The 19,766-nt window shown below is 70.0% G+C and carries 14 protein-coding genes, 1 tRNA gene and 1 pseudogene; 3 read left to right on the forward strand and 13 right to left on the reverse strand.

Translation table 11 applies throughout. The annotated features are described in order from the left end of the window. Positions 1-116 precede the first annotated feature (116 nt). The 8 genes from ACBJ32_RS36225 to topA all read right to left on the reverse strand — a co-directional run bounded on the left by ACBJ32_RS36225 (position 117) and on the right by topA (position 10,991). Positions 117-962, reverse strand: coding sequence for a stage 0 sporulation family protein (locus ACBJ32_RS36225; protein WP_375130569.1), 846 nt, complete (start codon positions 960-962; stop codon positions 117-119). A 109-nt stretch (positions 963-1,071) separates the two neighbouring features. Beyond that, positions 1,072-2,025 (reverse strand): permease-like cell division protein FtsX, encoded by a 954-nt coding sequence (locus ACBJ32_RS36230; protein WP_375130570.1) that lies wholly within the window; start codon positions 2,023-2,025, stop codon positions 1,072-1,074. A gap of 119 nt (positions 2,026-2,144) precedes the next feature. Then, positions 2,145-2,672 (reverse strand): sigma-70 family RNA polymerase sigma factor, encoded by a 528-nt coding sequence (locus ACBJ32_RS36235; protein WP_375130571.1) that lies wholly within the window; start codon positions 2,670-2,672, stop codon positions 2,145-2,147. Positions 2,673-2,900: 228 nt separating this feature from the next. Then, complete coding sequence (locus ACBJ32_RS36240; protein WP_375130572.1) at positions 2,901-4,076, reverse strand: DNA polymerase III subunit delta'; 1,176 nt, start codon at positions 4,074-4,076, stop codon at positions 2,901-2,903. A 9-nt stretch (positions 4,077-4,085) separates the two neighbouring features. Next, positions 4,086-6,128 (reverse strand): dTMP kinase, encoded by a 2,043-nt coding sequence (gene tmk / locus ACBJ32_RS36245; RefSeq protein ID WP_375130573.1) that lies wholly within the window; start codon positions 6,126-6,128, stop codon positions 4,086-4,088. Positions 6,129-6,269: 141 nt separating this feature from the next. Then, positions 6,270-6,827 carry a helix-turn-helix transcriptional regulator gene (locus tag ACBJ32_RS36250; protein ID WP_357880984.1) on the reverse strand — a complete coding sequence of 186 codons (558 nt, stop codon included), beginning with the start codon at positions 6,825-6,827 and terminating at the stop codon, positions 6,270-6,272. A gap of 75 nt (positions 6,828-6,902) precedes the next feature. Continuing rightward, on the reverse strand, positions 6,903-8,153 hold the full coding sequence (locus ACBJ32_RS36255; RefSeq protein WP_375130574.1) for a metallophosphoesterase: 1,251 nt from the start codon (positions 8,151-8,153) through the stop codon (positions 6,903-6,905). A gap of 120 nt (positions 8,154-8,273) precedes the next feature. Beyond that, a complete protein-coding gene (topA, locus tag ACBJ32_RS36260; protein WP_375130575.1) occupies positions 8,274-10,991 on the reverse strand; it encodes a type I DNA topoisomerase in 2,718 nt (905 codons plus the stop codon). Between the two features lie 207 nt (positions 10,992-11,198). On the opposite strand from topA, the gene ACBJ32_RS36265 reads away from it, so the two are divergent. Continuing rightward, a complete protein-coding gene (locus ACBJ32_RS36265; protein WP_236667176.1) occupies positions 11,199-11,366 on the forward strand; it encodes a DUF5703 family protein in 168 nt (55 codons plus the stop codon). 118 nt (positions 11,367-11,484) lie between these two features. Here the strand turns inward: ACBJ32_RS36265 and ACBJ32_RS36270 are convergent, their stop codons facing one another. Then, positions 11,485-13,572, reverse strand: a complete 2,088-nt coding sequence (locus tag ACBJ32_RS36270) for a chaplin family protein (protein ID WP_375130576.1) — start codon at positions 13,570-13,572, stop codon at positions 11,485-11,487. Between the two features lie 317 nt (positions 13,573-13,889). Next, a complete protein-coding gene (locus ACBJ32_RS36275; protein ID WP_357880973.1) occupies positions 13,890-14,450 on the reverse strand; it encodes a hypothetical protein in 561 nt (186 codons plus the stop codon). A gap of 399 nt (positions 14,451-14,849) precedes the next feature. Here ACBJ32_RS36275 and ACBJ32_RS36280 point away from each other — a divergent pair. Further along, positions 14,850-14,935, forward strand: a tRNA-Leu gene (locus ACBJ32_RS36280). A 571-nt stretch (positions 14,936-15,506) separates the two neighbouring features. On the opposite strand, the pseudogene ACBJ32_RS36285 reads toward ACBJ32_RS36280, so the two are convergent. From ACBJ32_RS36285 to ACBJ32_RS36295, 3 genes and pseudogenes are all read right to left on the reverse strand, one after another. Beyond that, positions 15,507-16,574: pseudogene (locus tag ACBJ32_RS36285) on the reverse strand (recombinase family protein); the annotation flags it as partial. Between the two features lie 248 nt (positions 16,575-16,822). Then, a complete protein-coding gene (locus ACBJ32_RS36290; protein WP_375130577.1) occupies positions 16,823-17,827 on the reverse strand; it encodes a DNA-methyltransferase in 1,005 nt (334 codons plus the stop codon). Next, complete coding sequence (locus ACBJ32_RS36295; protein ID WP_375130578.1) at positions 17,824-18,300, reverse strand: hypothetical protein; 477 nt, start codon at positions 18,298-18,300, stop codon at positions 17,824-17,826. Before ACBJ32_RS36295 ends, ACBJ32_RS36290 begins: the two co-directional genes overlap by 4 nt. A 236-nt stretch (positions 18,301-18,536) precedes the next feature. Between ACBJ32_RS36295 and ACBJ32_RS36300 the strand changes: the two genes are divergently transcribed. Beyond that, entirely contained in the window at positions 18,537-19,763 is a 1,227-nt protein-coding gene (locus ACBJ32_RS36300) for a pilin (protein WP_375130579.1), read from the forward strand. Positions 19,764-19,766: the final 3 nt, after the last annotated feature.

The following is a 19,766-nucleotide window of genomic DNA, read 5'->3' on the forward strand; positions in this document are numbered from 1 at the left end:
GCACCGGCTCGGCGCGGTCTGATGCTGCACCACCGCGCACCCGATGCCGGTACCGCAGCGGCGCCTCCCCCACCTCCCGCTTGAACGCGGTGCTGAACTCCGACGGTGACGGCGCGTTAGACCGAGTCTCCGCCCGTTTCGCCCCCATACGCCGAGTCGTACGCCTGCCGCGGCCCGCACACACTCGCCTTGGAGCACGAACACCTCCGTCCCCCGTCGTTGAGCCGCACCACCACGGAGTCGGACGGCACGTTGTGCCCCACGACCGTCCCATCCCCCTGCGGCGTCTCCACGCTCGCCCCGACCCGGGGAGCCGAGGCGCGGAACTCCTGGTAGAGCGGGTGCTCATACTTCAGGCAGCACATGAGCCGCCCGCACGCCCCCGCGATCCGCAGCGGGTTGACCGGCAGGTCCTGGTCCTTGGCCATGCGAACGGAGACCGGCTCGAAGTCCTTCAGGAACGTGGCGCAGCACAGGTCGCGCCCGCAGGGACCGATGCCGCCCTGGAGCCGCGCCTCGTCCCTCGGCCCGATCTGCCGCAGCTCGACCCTGGCCCGCAGGTTGCGGGCCAGGTCGCGCACCAGGGCGCGGAAGTCCACCCGGTGCGGCGCCGAGAAGTAGACGGTGTAGACGTTGTCCTGGTCGAGGTAGTCGATGCCGACGACCTTCATCGGCAGTGTGTGCCGCTTGATCAGCCTCTTGGACACGCTGCGCGCCTCGGCCCTGCGGCGTTTGTTCGACTCGTCCCGGGTCAGGTGCTCCTCGCCCGCCATCCCCGCGCACACCGGCAGCCCGTCGATGTCCTCGCTCGTGTACTGCGGCGCCCACACGCACTCCGCCACCTCCGAACCCGAGTCCGTCGGGACGAGCACCTTGTCGCCCACTTTGGGGCTGTGCTCGCCGGGATCGAGGTAGTAGAGCCTCCCGTAGCGGGTGAAGCTCACGGCCATGATCATTCCCATGGGCTCGAGCTCGCCTCCTGACGGCCTAGGGGGTACGTACGGCCTTCATTGCCAGATTACGTGGGTCCATGCGCCAGAAGTCAGGGGCGGGCGGGTGGATGTCACCCGGTCACCCGCCCGCGGGACAAACCACCCCATCCGGTAGCTGCAGTCCGAACTCCGTGTACAGGGCCGCCCGGTCGGCAACGCACTGGTTGCTCGTGACCTGGGCCACGCCTGGTTGCCGCTTCAGCACGTCAACCACCTCCGACACCGCGGCATCCGCCTTCAGCTTGATCCTGAACGACTCGGGCATGTCCTCCACGCGGGTCGCCCGGAGGAGCTTCTCGTTGTCCTTGAACGCCTCCTTGAAGTTCTCGTAGGCGGTCGCCTCGTCCTCGAAGGAGAACTTCTCCACCTCGGGCATCCTCTGGATCAGCCGCCGGACGGCCTTCGTCTGAGCGGGCGTCGCCGCCATCCCTGCCTCGGTGGTCTTCGAGTCGCCCTTCTTCCTGTCCGCCGGCTTCGCTTGGCACGCCGGCAGCCGCGTCCCCGCCTTGCACAGGAAGGCGCTGACTTCCCACTTCCGCTCTTGAGCCGTTACCTCGGCGGCCGGGCCGGAAGCGTGGTCGACGACGGCCGACACCCCCGCCACCTGCTGGAATGCCGACGCCACCTGCCGGCGGTCAGCGCCCTGCCGGAGCTTGAGCCGGTACGACGGCGGCAGGTCCGCGGCTTCGACCTCGTCCAGCAAGGCCTGGTTGTGGGCATAACGCTTGCGGAAGGCGTCGTAGGCGACGGCCTGGCTCACCCACTGCCCGGCGGCGATCTGCGGAAGCTGTTCCTCCACCACGCGCTCGATCGCCTCGCGCTGCCCGGCGTCGGCGGCTCCCGCACAGCGAGAATCCTTCGGCGCCGTCGCCGTGCACAGGAACACGGTCATGTCCGCCTCGCCCTGCGTGAACACGTCAGCGGCCGTCGCCGCCGTCACGCGTCCACCGTCGCCGCCTCCAACCGCGCCGCCGCCCACCAGCACGGCGGTCGCCGACCCCACCACCACCACGGCCGCCGCCGCGGTCACCATCCGGAAGTCCACCCTGAACCGCCTGCGCTCCGGCGCCCGCAGCGGCCTCAGCGTGCTCGTGTCCACCGCCGCGCCCACCTCGGCGAGGGCCTCCCGCAGTCTTTCTTCCACCGGGCTGTTCATGAATCCTCCCCAAGCGCTCGGCCAAGGGCCGCCAGCCCCCGCGCGATCGTCGACCTGGCCGTGCTCGCACTGATCCGCATCGTCTCGGCGATCTCCTGGTCAGCGAGATCGAAGTAGTAGCGCAGGGTCAGCGCCTCGCGCTGCCTGCGTGGCAGCCGGCGCAGCGCGAGCAGGACCTCGCGCCGCTCCTCACCCAGCAGCACGGCACTCTCCGCCGACCAGACCGGCGGTTCGTACGGCACCGCCCGCCGGAACACCGTCGCCCGCCTGCGCAGCACCGACCGGCACCCGTTGAGCACCGCCGAACGCACGTAGGTCAGCGCCTTGTCGGCATCGCGCAGCCTGGCCCGGCCGGCGTGTGTGCGCTCGAACGCCTCCTGCACGACGTCTTCCGCGGTGGCCTGATCTCCGACCATGAACAGGGCCAGCCGCACCAGGCCGACGTGGTGCTCGGCGAAGATCGACGCCACGTCGACCCGTTGCCGCGCGAGGTCTTCTTGCTGGGTGAGTAGTTCGACTTCCACATAACAGAGACGCCTCGCGGCCTCATCTGCTGCTCGGGTCACCCGATTATCTTCCGCTCGCTCGCACCCGGCCGGACTCGGCTGTCCACAGCCTGTGGACAACGCCAGGAGGCGCAGGCCACCGGCGTCCGCGCACCGCCGAAGCGGTGGTCACGGGCCCTCAACCCGAGGGCAGCACGACCCCGCCGTTCACCCGCACCAGCGACCTCCACCGGACCGGCGCCGCGGTCAGGCTCGCAGCGACAGCATCATCGCCTCGACGGCCATCTGCGGATTGACGTTGGCCGCCAGCCGTTCCCGGCACTGCATGATCGCATCGATCCGCCGCAGCGACTCCTCGGGTGTGGACGACTTGGCGAGCTGGTCCAGATCGAAGCGCAGATCGTCGTTGGCCAGCTCGACCCCGGCCGCCCCGAACTGCATGGCCAGCACATCGCGGTAGAACGACACGAGCTCCAGCAGCGCGGCGTCCAGCGAGTCGCGCTTGATCCGCGTGGCCCGCGACTTCTGCCGGTCCTCCAGCTCCTTCAGCGCCCCGGCCCCGCCCCGCACCAGCCCCCGGTTGAGCCCCTTGCCGCTGGACCCCTCGCCGTACAGCTTGCGCAGCTCCGAGGTCTCGCTGTCGTTGAGCACGGCGGTGGCGGCGGCGGCCTCCTCCTCGGCGGTCTTCACCAGCCGCTCGGCGGCGGACACGCACTCGCCGACGCCGGTCAGCGAGCGCGGGATGCTCAGCACCGCCTCCCGCCGCGCCCTGGTCCCCTCGTCCAGCGCCAGCGCGCGCGCCCGGCTGATGTGCCCCTGCGCGGCCCGCGCCGCGAACCTGGCGGTCTCCCACGGCACGCTGTCGCGGGTGGCCAGCACGTGGGCGACAGCCTCGGTGGCGGGGGTGGTGAGGGTGACCAGGCGGCAGCGCGACCTGATGGTGATCATCAGGTCGTCGGGCGCGGGCGCGCACAGCAGCCACACCGTACGCGGCGGAGGCTCCTCGATGGCCTTGAGCAGGGCGTTCGCGGCGGACTCCGTGGCCCGGTCGGCGTCTTCGAACAGGATGACCCGCCACCGCCCCTGCGTCGGCGCCCCGGCCGCGCGCAGGATCAGCTCGCGGGTCTGCTTGACGCTGTAGGACAGGCCCTCGGGGCGTACGGACTCCAGGTCGGGATGGGAGCCGATGAGCACCTGGTGGCACTGGTCGCAGTGGCCGCAGCCGCCGTCGGGGCACATCAGCGCGGCGGCGAAGGCCCGGGCGGCGGCCTCCCTGCCCGAGCCCGGCGAGCCGGTGAACAACCAGGCGTGCGTCATGCCGGCGCCGCGCCCGCCCGCGACGACCTCGCCGGCCGCCGCCGCGGCCCGCGACAGCACGGCTACCGCCTGGTCCTGCCCAACGAGGTCATCGAAAACCGTCACGGCACAAGGCTAGTCGCGGATGGCGGGCATCGTCCCCGTGATGTCCTCTGACTCCCGCGGCACCGGGTCGGGCAGGATCTCCCTGATCCGGTCCTGGATCTGCCGGGTGATCACGTCCTGCGGCTGCGTGCCGTCCACCACGAGGTACCGCTCGGGGGCGGACGCCGCCAGCGCGCGGAACTCCTTGCGCACCCGCTCGTGGAACTCCAGCGGCTCGGACTCGATCCGGTCGGCCGCCCCGCCCAGCCGGGTCAGCCCCACCTCGGGCGGCGTGTCGATGAGCACGGTCAGGTGCGGCACGAGCCCGCCCGTCGCCCAGGCGTTGATCTTGGACACGTCCTTGGGGTCGAGGGCCCGCCCGGCGCCCTGGTAGGCCAGCGACGAGTCGACGTACCGGTCGGTGATCACCAGCGAGCCCCGGTAGAGCGCCGGCCTGATCACCTTCTCCACGTGCTCGGCCCGGTCGGCGGCGTACAGCAGGGCCTCCGAACGCGCCGACAGCCCCCGCTCCGCCGCGTCGAGCAGGATCGCGCGCAACCGCATGCCGATCTTGGTCGAGCCGGGCTCGCGGGTCTGCACCACGTCGAAGCCCTGGTCGCGCAACCAGATGGCGATCAGCCGCGACTGGGTGGTCTTGCCCGACCCCTCGCCGCCCTCGAACGCCACGAACAGCCCGGGCACGTGCTCGGGCGCCTCGGCGGGGAACCGCTCGCCACGCACCGCAGCGATCAGGTCGGCCGCCAACGAGATGCCCTTCCTGTCGTCCATGTGCCGCAGCGCCAGCACGCCGACGCCCACCGCGAGCGCCCCGCCGATCACCAGCACCAGGTTGGTGCCGTCGAAACGGTAGCTGAACTCGCCCAGCGCCAGCACGTGCAGCCCGAAGATCGCGGCCAGCGGGTTGGCCAGGGAGACCACGAGCAGCAGCGTCACCCGCGCCGTCGACTGCAGGAACGAGAACGTCCGGCCCCGGATGGCATCCTCGACCTCCAGCCCGATCAGCGTGTACCCGATGATCCAGGCGATGCCCGCGCACGCCCCCAGCACCACGGTCAGCATGACCACGATCACCAGGTTGTGCACCAGCGCGATGGCGACCAGCACCAGCCCCGCCACGGTGATCGACAGCCCGAACAGCCGCCGCCGCGACAGCTCGCGCAGCAGCCTGAGCCCGAAGAACATGCCCAGCGCCATGCCGACGAAGACCGCGCCGAACACCACGCCGTAGGCCGCGTCGCCGCCGCCGAGCGCCGCCACGTAGACCTTGGCCACGCCGACCACGGCCCCGCCCGCGGCGAACGCCCCGAGCATGCCGATGACCAGGCCGCGCACCAGGCGGTCGCGGCCCACGAACCGCCAGCCCTCGACGACCTGCTTGAGCACGGAGGGCGTGGAGATCGCGCCGTCGCGCTTGGGGATGCCGCGCAGGGTGAAGATGAGGAAGGCCGACACGAGGTACGCGCAGGCGTTGACGACCAGCGCCAGCCCCGTCGCGTCGCGGCCCAGCGGGAACGGCACGATGCCGGCGATCAGGTCGCCCGCCACCGACAGCGCGGCGAAGAGCATGGCCGCGATGGGCGCGGTGCCGTACGTGACGAGCAGGTTGAGCTGGTTGGCCGACTCGAGCTGCGCCTTGGGCACCAGGTTGGGGACCGTGGCCTCCTTGGCCGGCACCCAGAACAGGTTCACGCACTCGACCAGGACGGTCGCGATGATGAGCCACTGGTAGCTGTCGACGAACGGGATCGACAGCACCACGGCGAACCTGGCCAGGTCGGCGCAGAACATCGTCAGCCGCCGGTCGAACCGGTCGGCGAACACGCCAGCCAGCGGCCCCAGCAGCACGGCCGGCAACATCTTGGCCACGAACACGCCGCCGACGGCCAGCGACTGCACCCGGTAGTCACCCTGCGTGAGGTTGCCCGCGAGCGCGGTCAGCGCCAGCAGGTTGAGCCAGTCGCCCAGGCTGCACACCGACATGGCCGTCCAGAGCCGGCGGAACGGCGCGTTGGCCAGCACATGGGTCGGGCGGCTTCGGCCAAGGGCAGTCATGATTTCAGCGTATCCAGGTGTTGACCGGAAGTGGGTGGACAAGAGACGAGCCGGATATTCCCGGCCGCTCGTGGCCGAGGGTATTACGTGTACGACCCCAAGCGCAGGTTACACACCTCGAATAGGCCCACAAAAACATCATCAATTCATAACTCCGGACTCTTGCCGCGCCTCTTCCACCAATGGTTGCCACGCGCCCCTGATCTCGTCGGGAAGGACCAGCTCGTCCCACAGGTCGATGAGCAGCACGCCGTCGACGTGACCGAGCACCTCACCAGGCCCGCCCCCGCACAGCAACGCGGTGTAGGCCGCCCGCCGCTCGTCGCGGTCGGACAGGTCGTAGACCCGCCCGCCGAGCCGCAGCGCGCCCAGCGCCGCCGCCACCGGCAGCCGCCGCAGCCGGCTGGGCACGTGGAACGCCCGCCCGTCAGCGCACGTGTGGGCCGCGCACTCGACCTTGGCCTCCAGCACCAGCCTGAACCCGGCCGCGTCGAGGATGCGCCCCGCGGTCTCCAGCGTCGGCGACTTCCTGCCGTGCTCGTAGGCCGACAACGTCGTGCGCGACGTGCCGCTCACGCTGGCCAGCGCCTTCTGGTTGAGGCTCGCGGCATGCCTGGCCTGCCTGAACAGCAGCCCGCCGCGCCTGGCCCAGAGGGCGACCTCCTGGCCCAGCACCCGCTCCACAGGCGACGAGACCACGAACCACCTCCGCAAAGTATCCGGGCGGATACTCTACGCCATCATGGCATCGCGTGACCACCGGATTACCGGAAGTCAGGCACGCAATTCCAGCATGGTGATCTCGGGCGGCGCCCCGACGCGCACCGGAGGCCCCCAGAAGCCCGCGCCCCTGGTCACGTACACCTGCGTGCCGCCCACCGTGGCCAGCCCCGACACCACCGGCTGCTGCAGCCCCACCACCAGGTTGAACGGCGCGATCTGCCCGCCGTGCGTGTGCCCGGAGAGCTGCAGGTCGACGCCGTGCTCGGCGGCCTGGTCCACCTGGATCGGCTGGTGCGCAAGCAGCACCGTGGAGCGGCCGGTGTCGCGCCCGCCGAGCGCCTTGCCGAAGTCCGGGCCGTCGCCGCCGGCGGCGCCGCCGATGTCGTTCACGCCCGCCAGGTCGAGCACGGCGCCCTGATGGCTGATCTCCACGCGCTCGTTCCGCAGGGAACGTACGCCGAGCTCCTTCAGCTCCTCGATCCACTCGCCGGGGCCCTCGGCCGTGAAGTACTCGTGGTTACCGGTCACGAAATAGGCCCCGTAGCGGGACTCGAGGTTCCGCAGCGGCCGCGCCAGCGCCCCGAGCTGGGCCACCGTCCCGTCCACCAGATCGCCCACGATCGCCACCACGTCGGCCTCGAGCCCGTTGATCATCCGGACGATCCGCTCGGTGTGCCCGATGCCCGTGAGCGGCCCCAGGTGGATGTCGCTCACCACGGCGAACCGCAGGCCGCTCAGCCGCGGGTCCAGCTTCGGCAGCGTGACCCTGACCGGCTCGATCACCGGGTCGCCCAGCGCGCTCGACATGCCGTACCCGACCGTGCCCAGCGCGCTCACCCCGGCGATGGCGGCGGTGGTCCGCCCGAGGAAGAGCCGCCTGCTCATGGCGGGGCTCTCCGCGGGCCGAGGCGGCGCCTCCGCCGGGGGCGCCGCCTCGACGGGCGCCGCCGCGCCCACCGGCACGGCGACCGGCTCCGGCTCGGGCTCCGGCTCGGCCGCCCGTTCCCGCCGCTCGGCCCGGCGCAGGAACGCCGCCGCCACCGCCCTCGGCACCTCCAGCACCACGAGGATGACGACCAGGTAGAACATCACCGCCAGCCAGATGTAGCCCGGCCAGGCCACCCAGCTCTCCAGCCCCATCCTCGTGCCCACGAAGGTCGTCACGAGCACCGCGAGCAGCGCGACCAGACTCCAGGTCAGCGTCTTGCGCAGCCGCCCCGGGCGGGTCGTGCGACGCACCAGCCGATGCCACAGGTACCAGTGCGCCAGCAACACCAGCGCCACGAAGATCAGGACGAACACACCTCGATGCTACTTCCGGAAAACCCGGAAACAGCGCATGCGTCCCAGTTCACGGCGTGATCACGGACACCCTGCGACATGGGCACCCCTACGAAGCGGGCACCCTGCGACACGGGCACCCTACGACTTCGTCGCGGGCTTCTTCGCCGGAGCCTTCTTCGCGGGCGCCTTCCTCGTGGTGCTCTTCGTGGTGCTCTTCGTGGTGGCCTTCTTGGGCGCGGGCGCCCGCTCACGCCGCTCGGCCAGCAGCTCCGCCGCCCGCTCGATCGTGATGTCCTCGACCGTGTCGCCCTTGCGCAGCGACGCGTTCGTCTCGCCGTCGGTCACGTACGGCCCGAACCGCCCCTCCTTGACCACGACGGGCTTCTTGGAGTTGGGGTCGTCGCCCAGCTCGCGCAGCGGCGCCGCGGCCGCGGCCCGGCCCCGCCCGCGCTGCTTGGGCTGCGCGAACAGATCCTTGGCCTGCTCGATCGTGACCGTCAGCAGATCGTCCTCCGTGGCCAGCGACCGGGAGTCGGTGCCCTTCTTCAGGTACGGCCCGAACTTCCCGTTGTGGGCGACGACCTCCTCGCCCTCCAGCTCGCCCACCACCCGCGGGATCGACAGCAGCCTGAGCGCGTCGTCCAGCGTGATCGTGTCCAGCGACATGGACTTGAACAGCGAGCTCGTCCGCGGCTTCGGCGCGTCGGCCTTCTTCGTACGCCGCTTCGGAGCCTCCTCGTCGGCCGCCGGCTCGGGCAGGACCTCCGTCACGTACGGCCCGTACCGCCCGTCCTTGGCCACGATCATGTGCCCGGTCACCGGGTCGTGCCCGAGCTGCCGGTCGCCGGTCGGCCGCGAGAACAGCTCCTCGGCCTTCTCCGCCGTCAGCTCGTCGGGCGTCATGTCCTCGGGCACGTTGACCCGCGCGCCGTCCCTGTCGAGGTACGGCCCGTACCGCCCGACCCGCAGCACGATGTCCGTGCCCTTGACCGGGAACGAGCTGATCTCCTTGGCGTCGATGTCACCCAGGTCGGTGACCATCTCCTTCAGGCCCTCGTCGCCGTCGGCCCCGTAGTAGAAGCGCTGCAGCTCGGGCACCCGCTCCGCCCGGTCGTTGGCGATGTCGTCGAGCACCTTCTCCATCTCGGCCGTGAAGTCGTAGTCGACCAGGTTCCCGAAATGCTGCTCCAGCAGGTTGACCACGGCGAACGCCAGGAACGACGGCACCAGCGCCGTGCCCTTCTTGAACACGTAACCGCGGTCGAGGATGGTGCCGATGATCGAGGCGTACGTCGAAGGCCGCCCGATCTCCCGATCCTCCAGCTCCTTGACCAGCGACGCCTCGGTGTAACGCGCGGACGGCTTGGTCGAGTGACCGGCCACGTCGAGCCGCGTCACGCTGAGCGCGTCGCCCTCCGCCAGGTTCGGCAGCCGCTTCTCGGAGTCGTCGCGGTCGGTGGCGGGATCGTCGGCCCCCTCCACGTACGCCTTCAGGAACCCGTAGAACGTGATCGTCCGCCCGGACGCGCTGAACTCGACGTCCTCGCCGGCCGCCGACCTGCCGCCCACCTTCACGGTGACCGACTCGCCGACCGCGTCCTTCATCTGCGAGGACACGGTGCGCTGCCAGATCAGCTCGTACAGCCGGAACATGTCGCCCGACAGCCCGGTCTCGCCCGGCGTGCGGAACTCCTCGCCCGACGGCCTGATCGCCTCGTGCGCCTCCTGCGCGCTCTTCACCTTGCTGGCGTAGACGCGGGGCTTGTCCGGCACGTACGAGGCGCCGTACAGCTTGATGGCCTGCGACCGCGCGGCCGCCACCGCCGTCTCCGACAGCGTGATGCTGTCGGTACGCATGTAGGTGATGAACCCGTTCTCGTAGAGCCGCTGCGCGACCTGCATCGTGTACTTGGCGGAGAACCCCAGCTTCCGGCTGGCCTCCTGCTGCAGCGTGGTCGTCCGGAACGGCGCGTACGGCTTGCGCGTGTACGGCTTGCGCTCCACGGACTTGACCGCGAACGAGACCCCCTGCAACCGCCCGGCCAGCTCGCCCGCGGCGGCCTCCGACAGGTGCAGCACGTCGGCGCCGCTCTTGAGCTGCCCCGTGCTGGCGAAGTCGCGCCCCTGCGCCACCCGCTTGCCGTCGACCACGGTCAGGGTGGCGGTGAAGTCGCGCGGGCGCTCCTCCGGCTTGTTCGTGTCGAACAGCGCCTGCAGGTCCCAGTAGTGGGCGGCCGTGAACGCGATGCGCTCCCGCTCGCGCTCCACCACCAGCCGCGTCGCCACCGACTGCACCCGGCCGGCCGACAGCTTCGGCTTGACCTTCTTCCACAGGACGGGGCTGACCTCGTAGCCGTAGAGCCGGTCGAGGATGCGCCGCGTCTCCTGGGCGTCGACCAGGCGGAGGTTGAGGTCGCGCGGGTTGGCCACGGCGTCCCTGATCGCCTGCGGGGTGATCTCGTGGAACACCATGCGGTGCACGGGCACCTTGGGCTTGAGCACCTCGCGCAGGTGCCAGGCGATGGCCTCGCCCTCGCGGTCCTCGTCAGTGGCCAGATAGAGCTCGTCGGCGTCCTTGAGCAGCTGCCGCAGCTTGGCGACCTGCGAGCGCTTGTCGTGGTTGACGACGTACAGCGGCTCGAACCCACTCTCGACGTTCACCCCGAGGCGGGCCCATGGGGCTCCCTTGAACTTCTCGGGGATGTCGTCGGCCCTCTCCGGCAGGTCGCGGATGTGGCCGATGCTCGATTCGACGATGTAGCCGCGCCCGAGGTACCCGGCGATGGTCTTCGCCTTGGCCGGCGACTCGACGATCACCAGGCGTGTTCCGCCGGCGCTGCCGTTCTTGGCTGGCACGCTGCTTCCTACCTCGCTGTTCGCTTGCAAATCCCCCTGCCGGGAGTCGGCACAGACTGAAAGGTAACCCGACTCGCGGAAATTTCCTTCCCCCGGGCTACCCACTCGCTTCCGGGTCCACCCACAAGCACGCAGAATAAGGCCCATCGAGCGGCATGGCGCCCTGACTCACCCTGGAGACTAATCGTTGTGCTCGACTACTCCTACATGGATATCTTCATTCCACGCGATCTCACTCGCGAAGCAGCACGTCAACTGCTCACCGAACACGCAGAGTACGGGCAGTGGGAGCTCGCGCGGGTCCGCGTGCACCCCGACGGCAGCCGTCACGTACGCCTGCGCAGGAAGATCATGCGAGTACGCCGCACCCTTTGAACCCGGACATGGCTTTGCCCGCCCCGGGCCGCGCCCCCGGAACGGGCAAAGCGTCTATGGCGGACTACTCACGGGCTGTGAGCGGTAGCCGCATCGTGTTACGTATGCGCTGAATTCCTTACTTCCGGCCGAACCGGAACCGGCGAGCCGTGGCGAACATCGTCGCCGAGGCGGCGAGCATCGAGCCGACCAGCAGCGCGAGCAGCGAGCTCGCGTTCATGCCGGTCACGCCCGCGGGCTGCTCGGCGCTCATCAGGCCGACGTCCGGAACGGGCAGGCTGCGGGTGGCCGAGGCCACGGCGCCGCCGGCCGGGGTGGAGGCGACCAGCGCGGTGGCCGGGGCCAGCGGGGAGGACGAGCGCGAGGAGGTGGCGCGGCCCTTGCCGTCGACCGGGGCGGACACCGCGGTGCGCTTCGGCTTCTCGGGGCTCAGGGGCAGGCCGGGCAGTTCGGGCAGCGCCGGGAGGCCGAGCGTCCTGGAGGCGTCCTCGACGACGGGGAGCTGGCCGGTGACGTTCCCCACACCCTCGACCTGCTTGGTGACCTCGGCCACGTTGCCGTAGCCCTCCACCTGCTTGGTGACGGTGCTCACGCCCGGGACCTGCTTGGTCAGCTCGGTCGCGCTGCCGAGCCCCTGGACCTGGTGGGTGACCCCGGCCACCTTGCCGCCGACCTCCTGGGCGCCGCCCAGCACCGGCAGGGAGGGCGTGATGGGCAGCATGCCGCCCTTGGCCGCCGCGACCTTGCTGTTGGCGCGGGCGAAGCGCTCGAACCCGTCGGGACGCCCGGGCCCGGGCCTGCCGACGTTCGAGCCACCGAGGCAGCCGGCGGCGGCGTCGCCCAGGACGGCCGCGGCGTTGCCGCAGACGTTGATCGGCGCCGCGATCGGCGCGACCGCCTGGTTGCCGCTCAGCACCCCGCCGGCGCCCGAGGTACGGTTACCGCCCCCGCCGACGCCGTGGTGCGCCCAGACGCCCGCCCCGCCCCTGCAGCGGGCCTCGGACAGGCCGAGCACCGCGGCCGCGTTGCCGCAGACGTTGATCGGCGCCGCGATCGGCGCGACGGCCTGGTTGCCGCTCAGCACGCCACCGGCGCCCGACGTGCGGTTGCCGCCCGCGTTCCTGCCGGACTTCTGCACGGTGGCGCCGCCCTTGCATCCGGCGAACGCGTGGCCGAGCACGGCCGCGGCGTTGCCGCACACGTCGATCGGGGCGCTGACCGGGGCCACCGCCTGGTTGCCGCTCAGCACGCCGCCCGCGCCCGAGGTGCGGTTGCCGCCGGAGCCCGAGTGCTCGACCTTCGAGCCGCCCTTGCACCCGGCGGAGGCGTTCCCCACGGCGTTGCCGCAGACGTCGACCGGCAGGCTGATCGGGGCGACCACCTGGTTGCCGCTGCCGGCCCCGAACCGCCCGTCGGTGTCGTTGCCCGTCGAGCCCGCGGCCATGTGCCGGGTCTGGTAGCGCTGGCCCGGGCCGCCGTTGTTGGTGACGGTCGAGCCGCCGCGGCAGCCGGAGAAGGCCCGCCCGACCACCGCGATCGAGTTGCCGCAGATGTTGATCGGCGCGGAGATGGGCGCGACGATCTGGTTCCCGCCGAGCACGCTGCCGTTGCCCGACGTACGGTTGCCGCCCGCGCCCCGCCCGGTGTTGTTGACGGTGGCGCCGCCGGTGCAGCCGGCCGTCGCGTCACCGAAGATCGCCAGCGCGTTGCCGCAGGCGTTGATCGGGGCCGAGATGGGCGCGGTGATCTGGTTGCCGCCGAGCACGCTGCCGTTGCCCGAGGTCCGGTTGCCGCCCGCGCCGCCCCTGCCCTGGGTGCGGACCGTGGCCCCGCCCTTGCAGCCCGCGTCGGACTTGCCGATCAGGGAGACGGCGTTGCCACAGGCGTTGACGGGGACGCTGATCGGCGCGTTCACCTGGTTGCCGCCGCCGACGGAGCCGTTGCCCGAGGTGTCGTTGGGGATGCCGGGACGGCTCTGGTCGACGACCTCGGCGCCGCCCTGGGAGGTGGCCTCCGACTTGCCGATCGCGGCGGCGGAGTTGCCGCTGATGTCGATCGGCACGGAGATCGGCAGGTCGACCTGGTTGCCGCCGCCGACGGACCCGTTGCCCGAGGTGTCGGCCAGCGCGGTGCCGCCGGCTCCGAACGACATGACGGCCACGGCCAGCAGGGCCGCGGGGCTCGATGCCTTCGCCCACGTACGCATGATGAATGCTCCTAGTGGTTCTTGGGGGGATTACCTGAACGGGTTCGCGGGCAGCCCGAGGGCACGCGTCGAGCACGTGCACAGCGGGTCTCGGGATGCGCGAACCGGTGGAACGGGAACTGACGTGTTTCACCCGCGGGCGGAGGGATTCATGCCACACTCCGCCGCTCTACCGTGAAATTTCGGACTGCCGGGAACCAGGACCGTCGGCGCCTTGACGCTGAACTCCGGGCTCACTGAGGCGTCGCCTTCAGCGAGCGCTCCGGGCCGTCGTCGCCCCGGCCGGCCTGATTCGAGCCGGCGTCCAGGTGCGGGGATCAGTCAGGTGAGAAGGAGGGGTCGTCCGCCGCTGTGCGGACGACGGGGGGAAGCAGGCGCGCCACGGGGGCACGGCCGGCCTGGAGCCGTGGGTCGAAACCGGACCTCACGGCATCCCCGGTCGCAGGGCCGAAGGGACCACTGCCGCCGCCGTTGGGCACCAGACCATCGGTGTCCAGGATCTTCCCGGCGGAGGAAGGTGCGGGCAGGCCAGGGTCCCGCTGGCTGTTGAGACCGTCGACCGTACGCCCGGCCATGGCCTCGGCGTTGTCCGACGCCGAGACACGAACGGGAGCGGTGAGCCCGTGCTGCGCGGCCACGCTGCCGGCCGCCGGGGTCGCGTCGGAGCTCTCGGCCGCCCCTGTCGCCGCGGTGGAGTCCGCGGCCGCCGGAGCGGCGGTGAGCATGCCGAACACGAGAGCAAGCAGCCACCCGGCGGCCACCAGGGCGCCAATCGCGACTGCCCGCACGACGACCCGCCGGGCACCGGCCGCGAACCGCGCCATCCGGTCACCCAGCTCGGTGGTCGGGCCCGGAGCCGGGACAGCCTGGACAGTCACGCGCGGGCGGCACGCAGCACGGGCCATCGCCCTCAGCCGCTGCACCGCCACGCGCGTCACATGCCCTCCCGAGCTCCAGAACCGGCCTCACGTCGTGAGGCCGGTCCGTGGACTCACCCCTCAACGGTCCGTAACCGTAGCAGCACTCAAGGTTGTCGCAAGGGCTTTTCACCTGAGTCCCAGGAATTCACCAACTCCCCCGCCCGCGAACCAACCCCAACCCCCACATCCCGCCGCACCGGCCCCCACGAGACCCCCATCCAGAGCCCTGGACCGCCCTATCCGTAGGCGATGAGACATCTCTCTGCCGGGGTACCGATTCTTGGTATGACGCACTCCTCAGAGTTTGCTAACCTTACTGAGCCGACGCGGGATGACGGTCTCGCGTGCAGGCACCAAGTCCGGGTGGCGGAATAGGCAGACGCGCTAGCTTGAGGTGCTAGTGCCCAGTGATGGGCATGGGGGTTCAAGTCCCCCCTCGGACACAAACCTTTTGCACATGTGGAGGTCGGGTTCAACCCGGGCCTCCACTAGTTGTTTCTGGGGTCGGTAGGTCAACTTGAGTCCTATCTGTGAGTAGATGTCGGCCTTGTCGTTCGCGTCGGCGTTCCTGATGACGCCCACGAGATCCCCGAGGGACGTCACTAGGGCGTCGATCTCCTTCCTGCTCATCCGCCGCGTCCCGCTCGCTTCCCGTAGCTGAGCTTGGGCGGCCACGCGCTGCGTCTGAGTCTCGGCGATCCATTGGGTGACGACCCCCGGATCGGCTCCCGCTTCGAGCGCCGCCCGGTGCTGAGCGAGTTTTCGATCACACTCGGCGACTTTCGAGCGAGCCGTCTCCAAGGCGCTGTCCGGCGTACAGGCGTCCTGGCCGTATTCGGCGAGAGTCCTGATCGTCTGCTCACGCCGGCCGGGTTCGAACACGCGGGCCAGCCAGGCGTCGAGCTGGCCGAGCAGGTCGATCTCGCGGAGGTAGACCACCTTGGGGTGGTCGACGTTGTTCACCATGGCGTACTCGGCCGGGTACCGGCAGCGGTAGTAGGCCTGGTCGTTGTTCCAGTTGCCCTGCATCCGGCGCTTGCAGTAGCCGCAGAAGAGCACGCCCCGCAGGGCGTAGGGGCGGCGGGTCGGGTGAGGCTTGTGGACGGCCGGGCCTCGTCCGCGGCTGGCCAGGATCGCCTGTGCCTGCTCGAAGTCCTCGGTGCTGACCAGCGGCTCGTGGGTGAGCTGGTCGGACGAGATCCACTTGTCTCGCGGGTTCCAGCGCTGCTTCGTCATGTGCCCGAGGGCGACGTCCTGCACGTCGATGAGGACCTCGTCCTTCCGCTGCTTGTTCCAGACCTGGCGACCGGTGTAGCGCGGGTTGGTGAGGATGACGCGTACGGCGCTCTTCCCCCAGGCCAGCGTGTTGCGGTGGCGATTCCGGCCAGGATCGTAGGCGGAGGGGCACGGGATTCCATCGCTCGTGAGTCCTTCAGCGATGGCGTAGAGACCCTTTCCGGCGATGAACTCGGCGAAGATCCTCACTACCACCAGGTACGTGTAGGGGTCTGGTTCGAGTCCGTGGAGCCGCTTGCCGTCGAACGCCTTCGTCGGGTTGGGGTGTGGTCCAAGATCCTTGAGGCGATATCCGTAGGGTGGGCGGCCTCCGAGGAACCGTCCCTCCACCTGAGCGAGGGCAGCCATGGACGATCTCACGCGGATCTTGATCCGGTTTCGCTCGCCCTTACTGATCCCGCCGAACATGGACATGATCAACTCGTGTGCCTCGTTGGCGGGATCGATCGGCCCGCCGACCTCGGGCACCCAGAGCGGGACGTCGTAGTGCTCGAACAGCGGGAAGGTCAGCCCGAACTGATTCCCGTAGAACGCCCGCTGCGGTTCGCCCACCACGACCGCGTCGAAACCACGGTCAGGGTTGCCCAGGTCTGCCAGCAAGACGCTGGCCTTGGGTCTGCGGGCGGGCGGGATCGATCGGGACTTGTCTATGTCGAAGTACTCGACGACGATCACGCCGCCGCGCGGCTCGATCAGTGCCTTCGCCCTGCTCATCTGCCATGCGCGGGACGCCTCGGGATCTTGTCGATCCTCGGTCGAGCACCGGCCCCAGAAAGCCAATTTCATACTCTAGTGAATTCCTTTCTCTCTGTGGGTGTGCGCCAGCGTCCACCTCGGGCGCTGGCGCACAAGTCACTCACTCGGCCGCGCGAGCCTTGATCAGCAGCCGCAGAAGTGCCCTCGCGGCCCTCGGAGTCAACGGAGGCGGCCGATCCGGCAACTGGAGATCGACTAGCTCCTGTGGGCCCTCGGGCCCTGCAGGGTACGCCTCAGGGCTTCGTTGCGGAGGCCCCGAGCAGGCCCTTTGTGGCCGGTCAGACACCCTGGCCCCCTGCCTCCTCGACGAGACGGGCACGGGCCAGCTCGCAGTAGTCGGCGTTGAGCTCCACGCCGGAGAAGGCGCGGCCGAGTTGCCGGGCGGCAATGCCCGTCGTGCCGCTGCCCATGAAGGGGTCCAGGACCATGCCACCAGGGCGGCAACCGGCGGCAATGGCCTTGATCGGGATATCGATCGGGAAGGCGGCGAAGTGTGCCGCCCGTAGCGGGCGGGTGGAGATCGACCAGACATCCCCGGGGTTCCTGCCATCCGGATGGGCGGCGGCATGCCGTCTCCCCGTGGGGCACATTGCCGCTCCGTGGCGAGGGCTTGCCGTCCCGTCCCCGTACTTGCCGGGTGGTGGCCAGGCGGTGGAGATGCTGTTCGGTTTGTTGCCGCCCGAGCGGGCCCTCCTGGTGATCGGGCGGTCTCCGGTGTAGGGCTCACGGATCGGGTCCAGGTCGAACCAGTAGTGCCGCTGCTTGACCAGTAGGAAGATCAGCTCATAGCGGTTGGAGAGGCGGTCTCGGATGGACTGCGGCATCGCGTTGGGTTTGTGCCAGATGATCGCGTTGCGCAGGATCCAGCCGTCGTCCTGGAGGGCGAAGGCGACTCGCCAGGGCATGCCGAGCAGGTTCTTCGGCGGTACCGACTGGCGGGCCTTGGGCCGAACGAGGGGCTGACGCGGGTTGAACGTCGCGCCGCGGGCGCAGCCGTCGGAGTTGGCGGCGTAGACGTCTCCCAGGTTGAGCCAGCAGGTGCCGTCGTCCGCCAGGACCCTGCGAGCCTCGGCGAAGGTGGCCCGCAGGGTGTCCACGTACGCCCAGATCGTGGGTTCCTGGCCGTACTGGCCGTCGCAGTAGTGCCGCAGCCCCCAGTAGGGAGGGCTGGTGACGATGCAGTCGGCCGAACCAGCGGGCATCTCCGAGAGCACCTGCCTCGCGTCGCCGTGGTAGACGGCGGCCTGTCCGTCGCTCCAGTACGGCTGCCTCAATTCGGTCATCGGCAGCCCCCGATCGTCCGGGCCACCCACAACGTCCCCGGCGCGCCGCCGCCTCCGCGTTGGGAGCCGGCTGTGCGCAGGTGGGCGCCGACCGACATCAGCCGGTAGCCCTTGACCTGAGCCGCCCACCAGACAGCGCCGAGCAGCGCGCGGTCTGCGCTGGGCGTCCCGTCGGTGGACAGGCAGACGACCTCAGCCGTGGCCTCGTCTCCGTGCTCCGAGCCGCTGGCGAACACGACGCCGACCAGAGTTCCGTTTCCGGTGAAGGCGCCGAGGACGATTTCGGCCTGGGTTGGCGGATTGAGGTCGCGATGCGTCCAGGCGGTGAATGCCCGTGCGGTCTGTGTTGCGACCGGCGAAACCGTCAGCTGCTGGCTCCGCAGGCAGGTTGAGACGGCCTGGCAGTCGTTCGCGTGAATCTCATTGAAATTCTCCATCGTTGTTGTCGGGACACGTTTCCGGATGCGTGCCACCCAGGGCCACATTGGGCCTGAGCGGCTGCTGACCAGGCAAGCAGCAGGCTCAGAATCTACTCAGAAGCCTGAGTACGAAGATCCGGAATGCCGACTTATCGGATTCGCGAGTCGCTCAGAAAGGCGAGATTCTGACGAATTTCTGAGCGGACGCCCATCGCGTTTCTCAGCCGCTTCTGAGGGGCTGCGTAGACCGGTTTCGAGACCACAGAGATTCATCTCGACCGGAGTACCACATGAGCGCTCGTCGCCCTGCTGAATCGCCCTTGGACACTGCGGAAACCTCGTTCCGGCTGCTGACCATCGGCCCGGGAAGCCTGGCCCTGGACTGCACTGCCCTCGCACCAGGTCTGCCCCGAGGCTCGATCGCGCTGCTGAAGCTCCGAGAGCTGCTCACCAGCCGTGAGATCACCGATGACGCACGGGATGCCGTCTGGCGGGAGCTCGTCACGCGGGCGCGCCGTTCCGGGCCGTCCTGGACAGTCGCGGCCGTCGGCATGGCGATGCCCCAGCTGCGCCGGATCGCGCTCTCATTGACCCGCGAGCTGCCCTGCGGAGATCCGGTGGACGTCGACATCGCGGTCCTGGCGGGCTTCCTGCGGGGGTTGCACCGCGTAGACACGCAGCTCACGGACATCCGTCCGCGCCTGTGCGAAGCAGCACTCTGGTCGGGAGAGCGCGCTCGCCGCTACCTCGTCGACCGCGCTCCGGCGGGTGACCCGCCTGCGGCACTGCGTCCCTGGTATCACCCCGAGCTGGTGTTGATCGACGCCATCGCCGACGGCGTCCTCAGCGAGCACGAGGCCGATCTCATCAGCCTGACCCGGCTGGAGCCCTCACCCCTACGCCCTTCGGACCCCACCCATAAACCGTCCTCCCAGGACATGGCCCTGCTGCACGAGTTGTGCCAGCGGGCCGGTAACTCCGCGTCCCCACCTCCAGGGGCCGCGCCCACAGATTCCGCGCGGAGTCAGGCAACTCCGGATGCAGACCCAGCAACCGACAGCAAAGGAGGCGGGGACACTATCCCTGGCTCCGCGCGGATCTCCCCTAACCACCCATCCGTTGCCGGCCGGGCCAAGCGGCGGCAAGCAGGGCAGCCACGTCGGCAGAGGAAGCGCTGCCCGTGCGGCCTTGCCGCCTCGCTCCTTGCCGCAGCGGCAGTCGCCGCTCTCCTGGTTGCCGTGGTGGCAACCAGGGCTCTGGCCGCTGATCTCGTCGCTGCCGCTCCCGCCAATCTGAACACCGTCTTCACCAACCTGCGGAACTGGCTGATCGGGATGCTTGCCACGCTGGCAACGCTCATGCTGACCATCGGCGGGCTTCGCTATCTGATCGCAGGCGGTGACCCTGGAGAGATTCAGAAGGCCAAGGGCGCGTTGAAGGCGGCGGCCTTCGGCTACGCCCTGGCCGTCCTGGCGCCGCTGTTCATGAGCGTGCTGAAGCGAATCGTGGGCGAGTGATCC

The sequence above is a fragment of the Nonomuraea sp. GTA35 genome (assembly GCF_041950525.1).
GTDB lineage: Bacteria > Actinomycetota > Actinomycetes > Streptosporangiales > Streptosporangiaceae > Nonomuraea.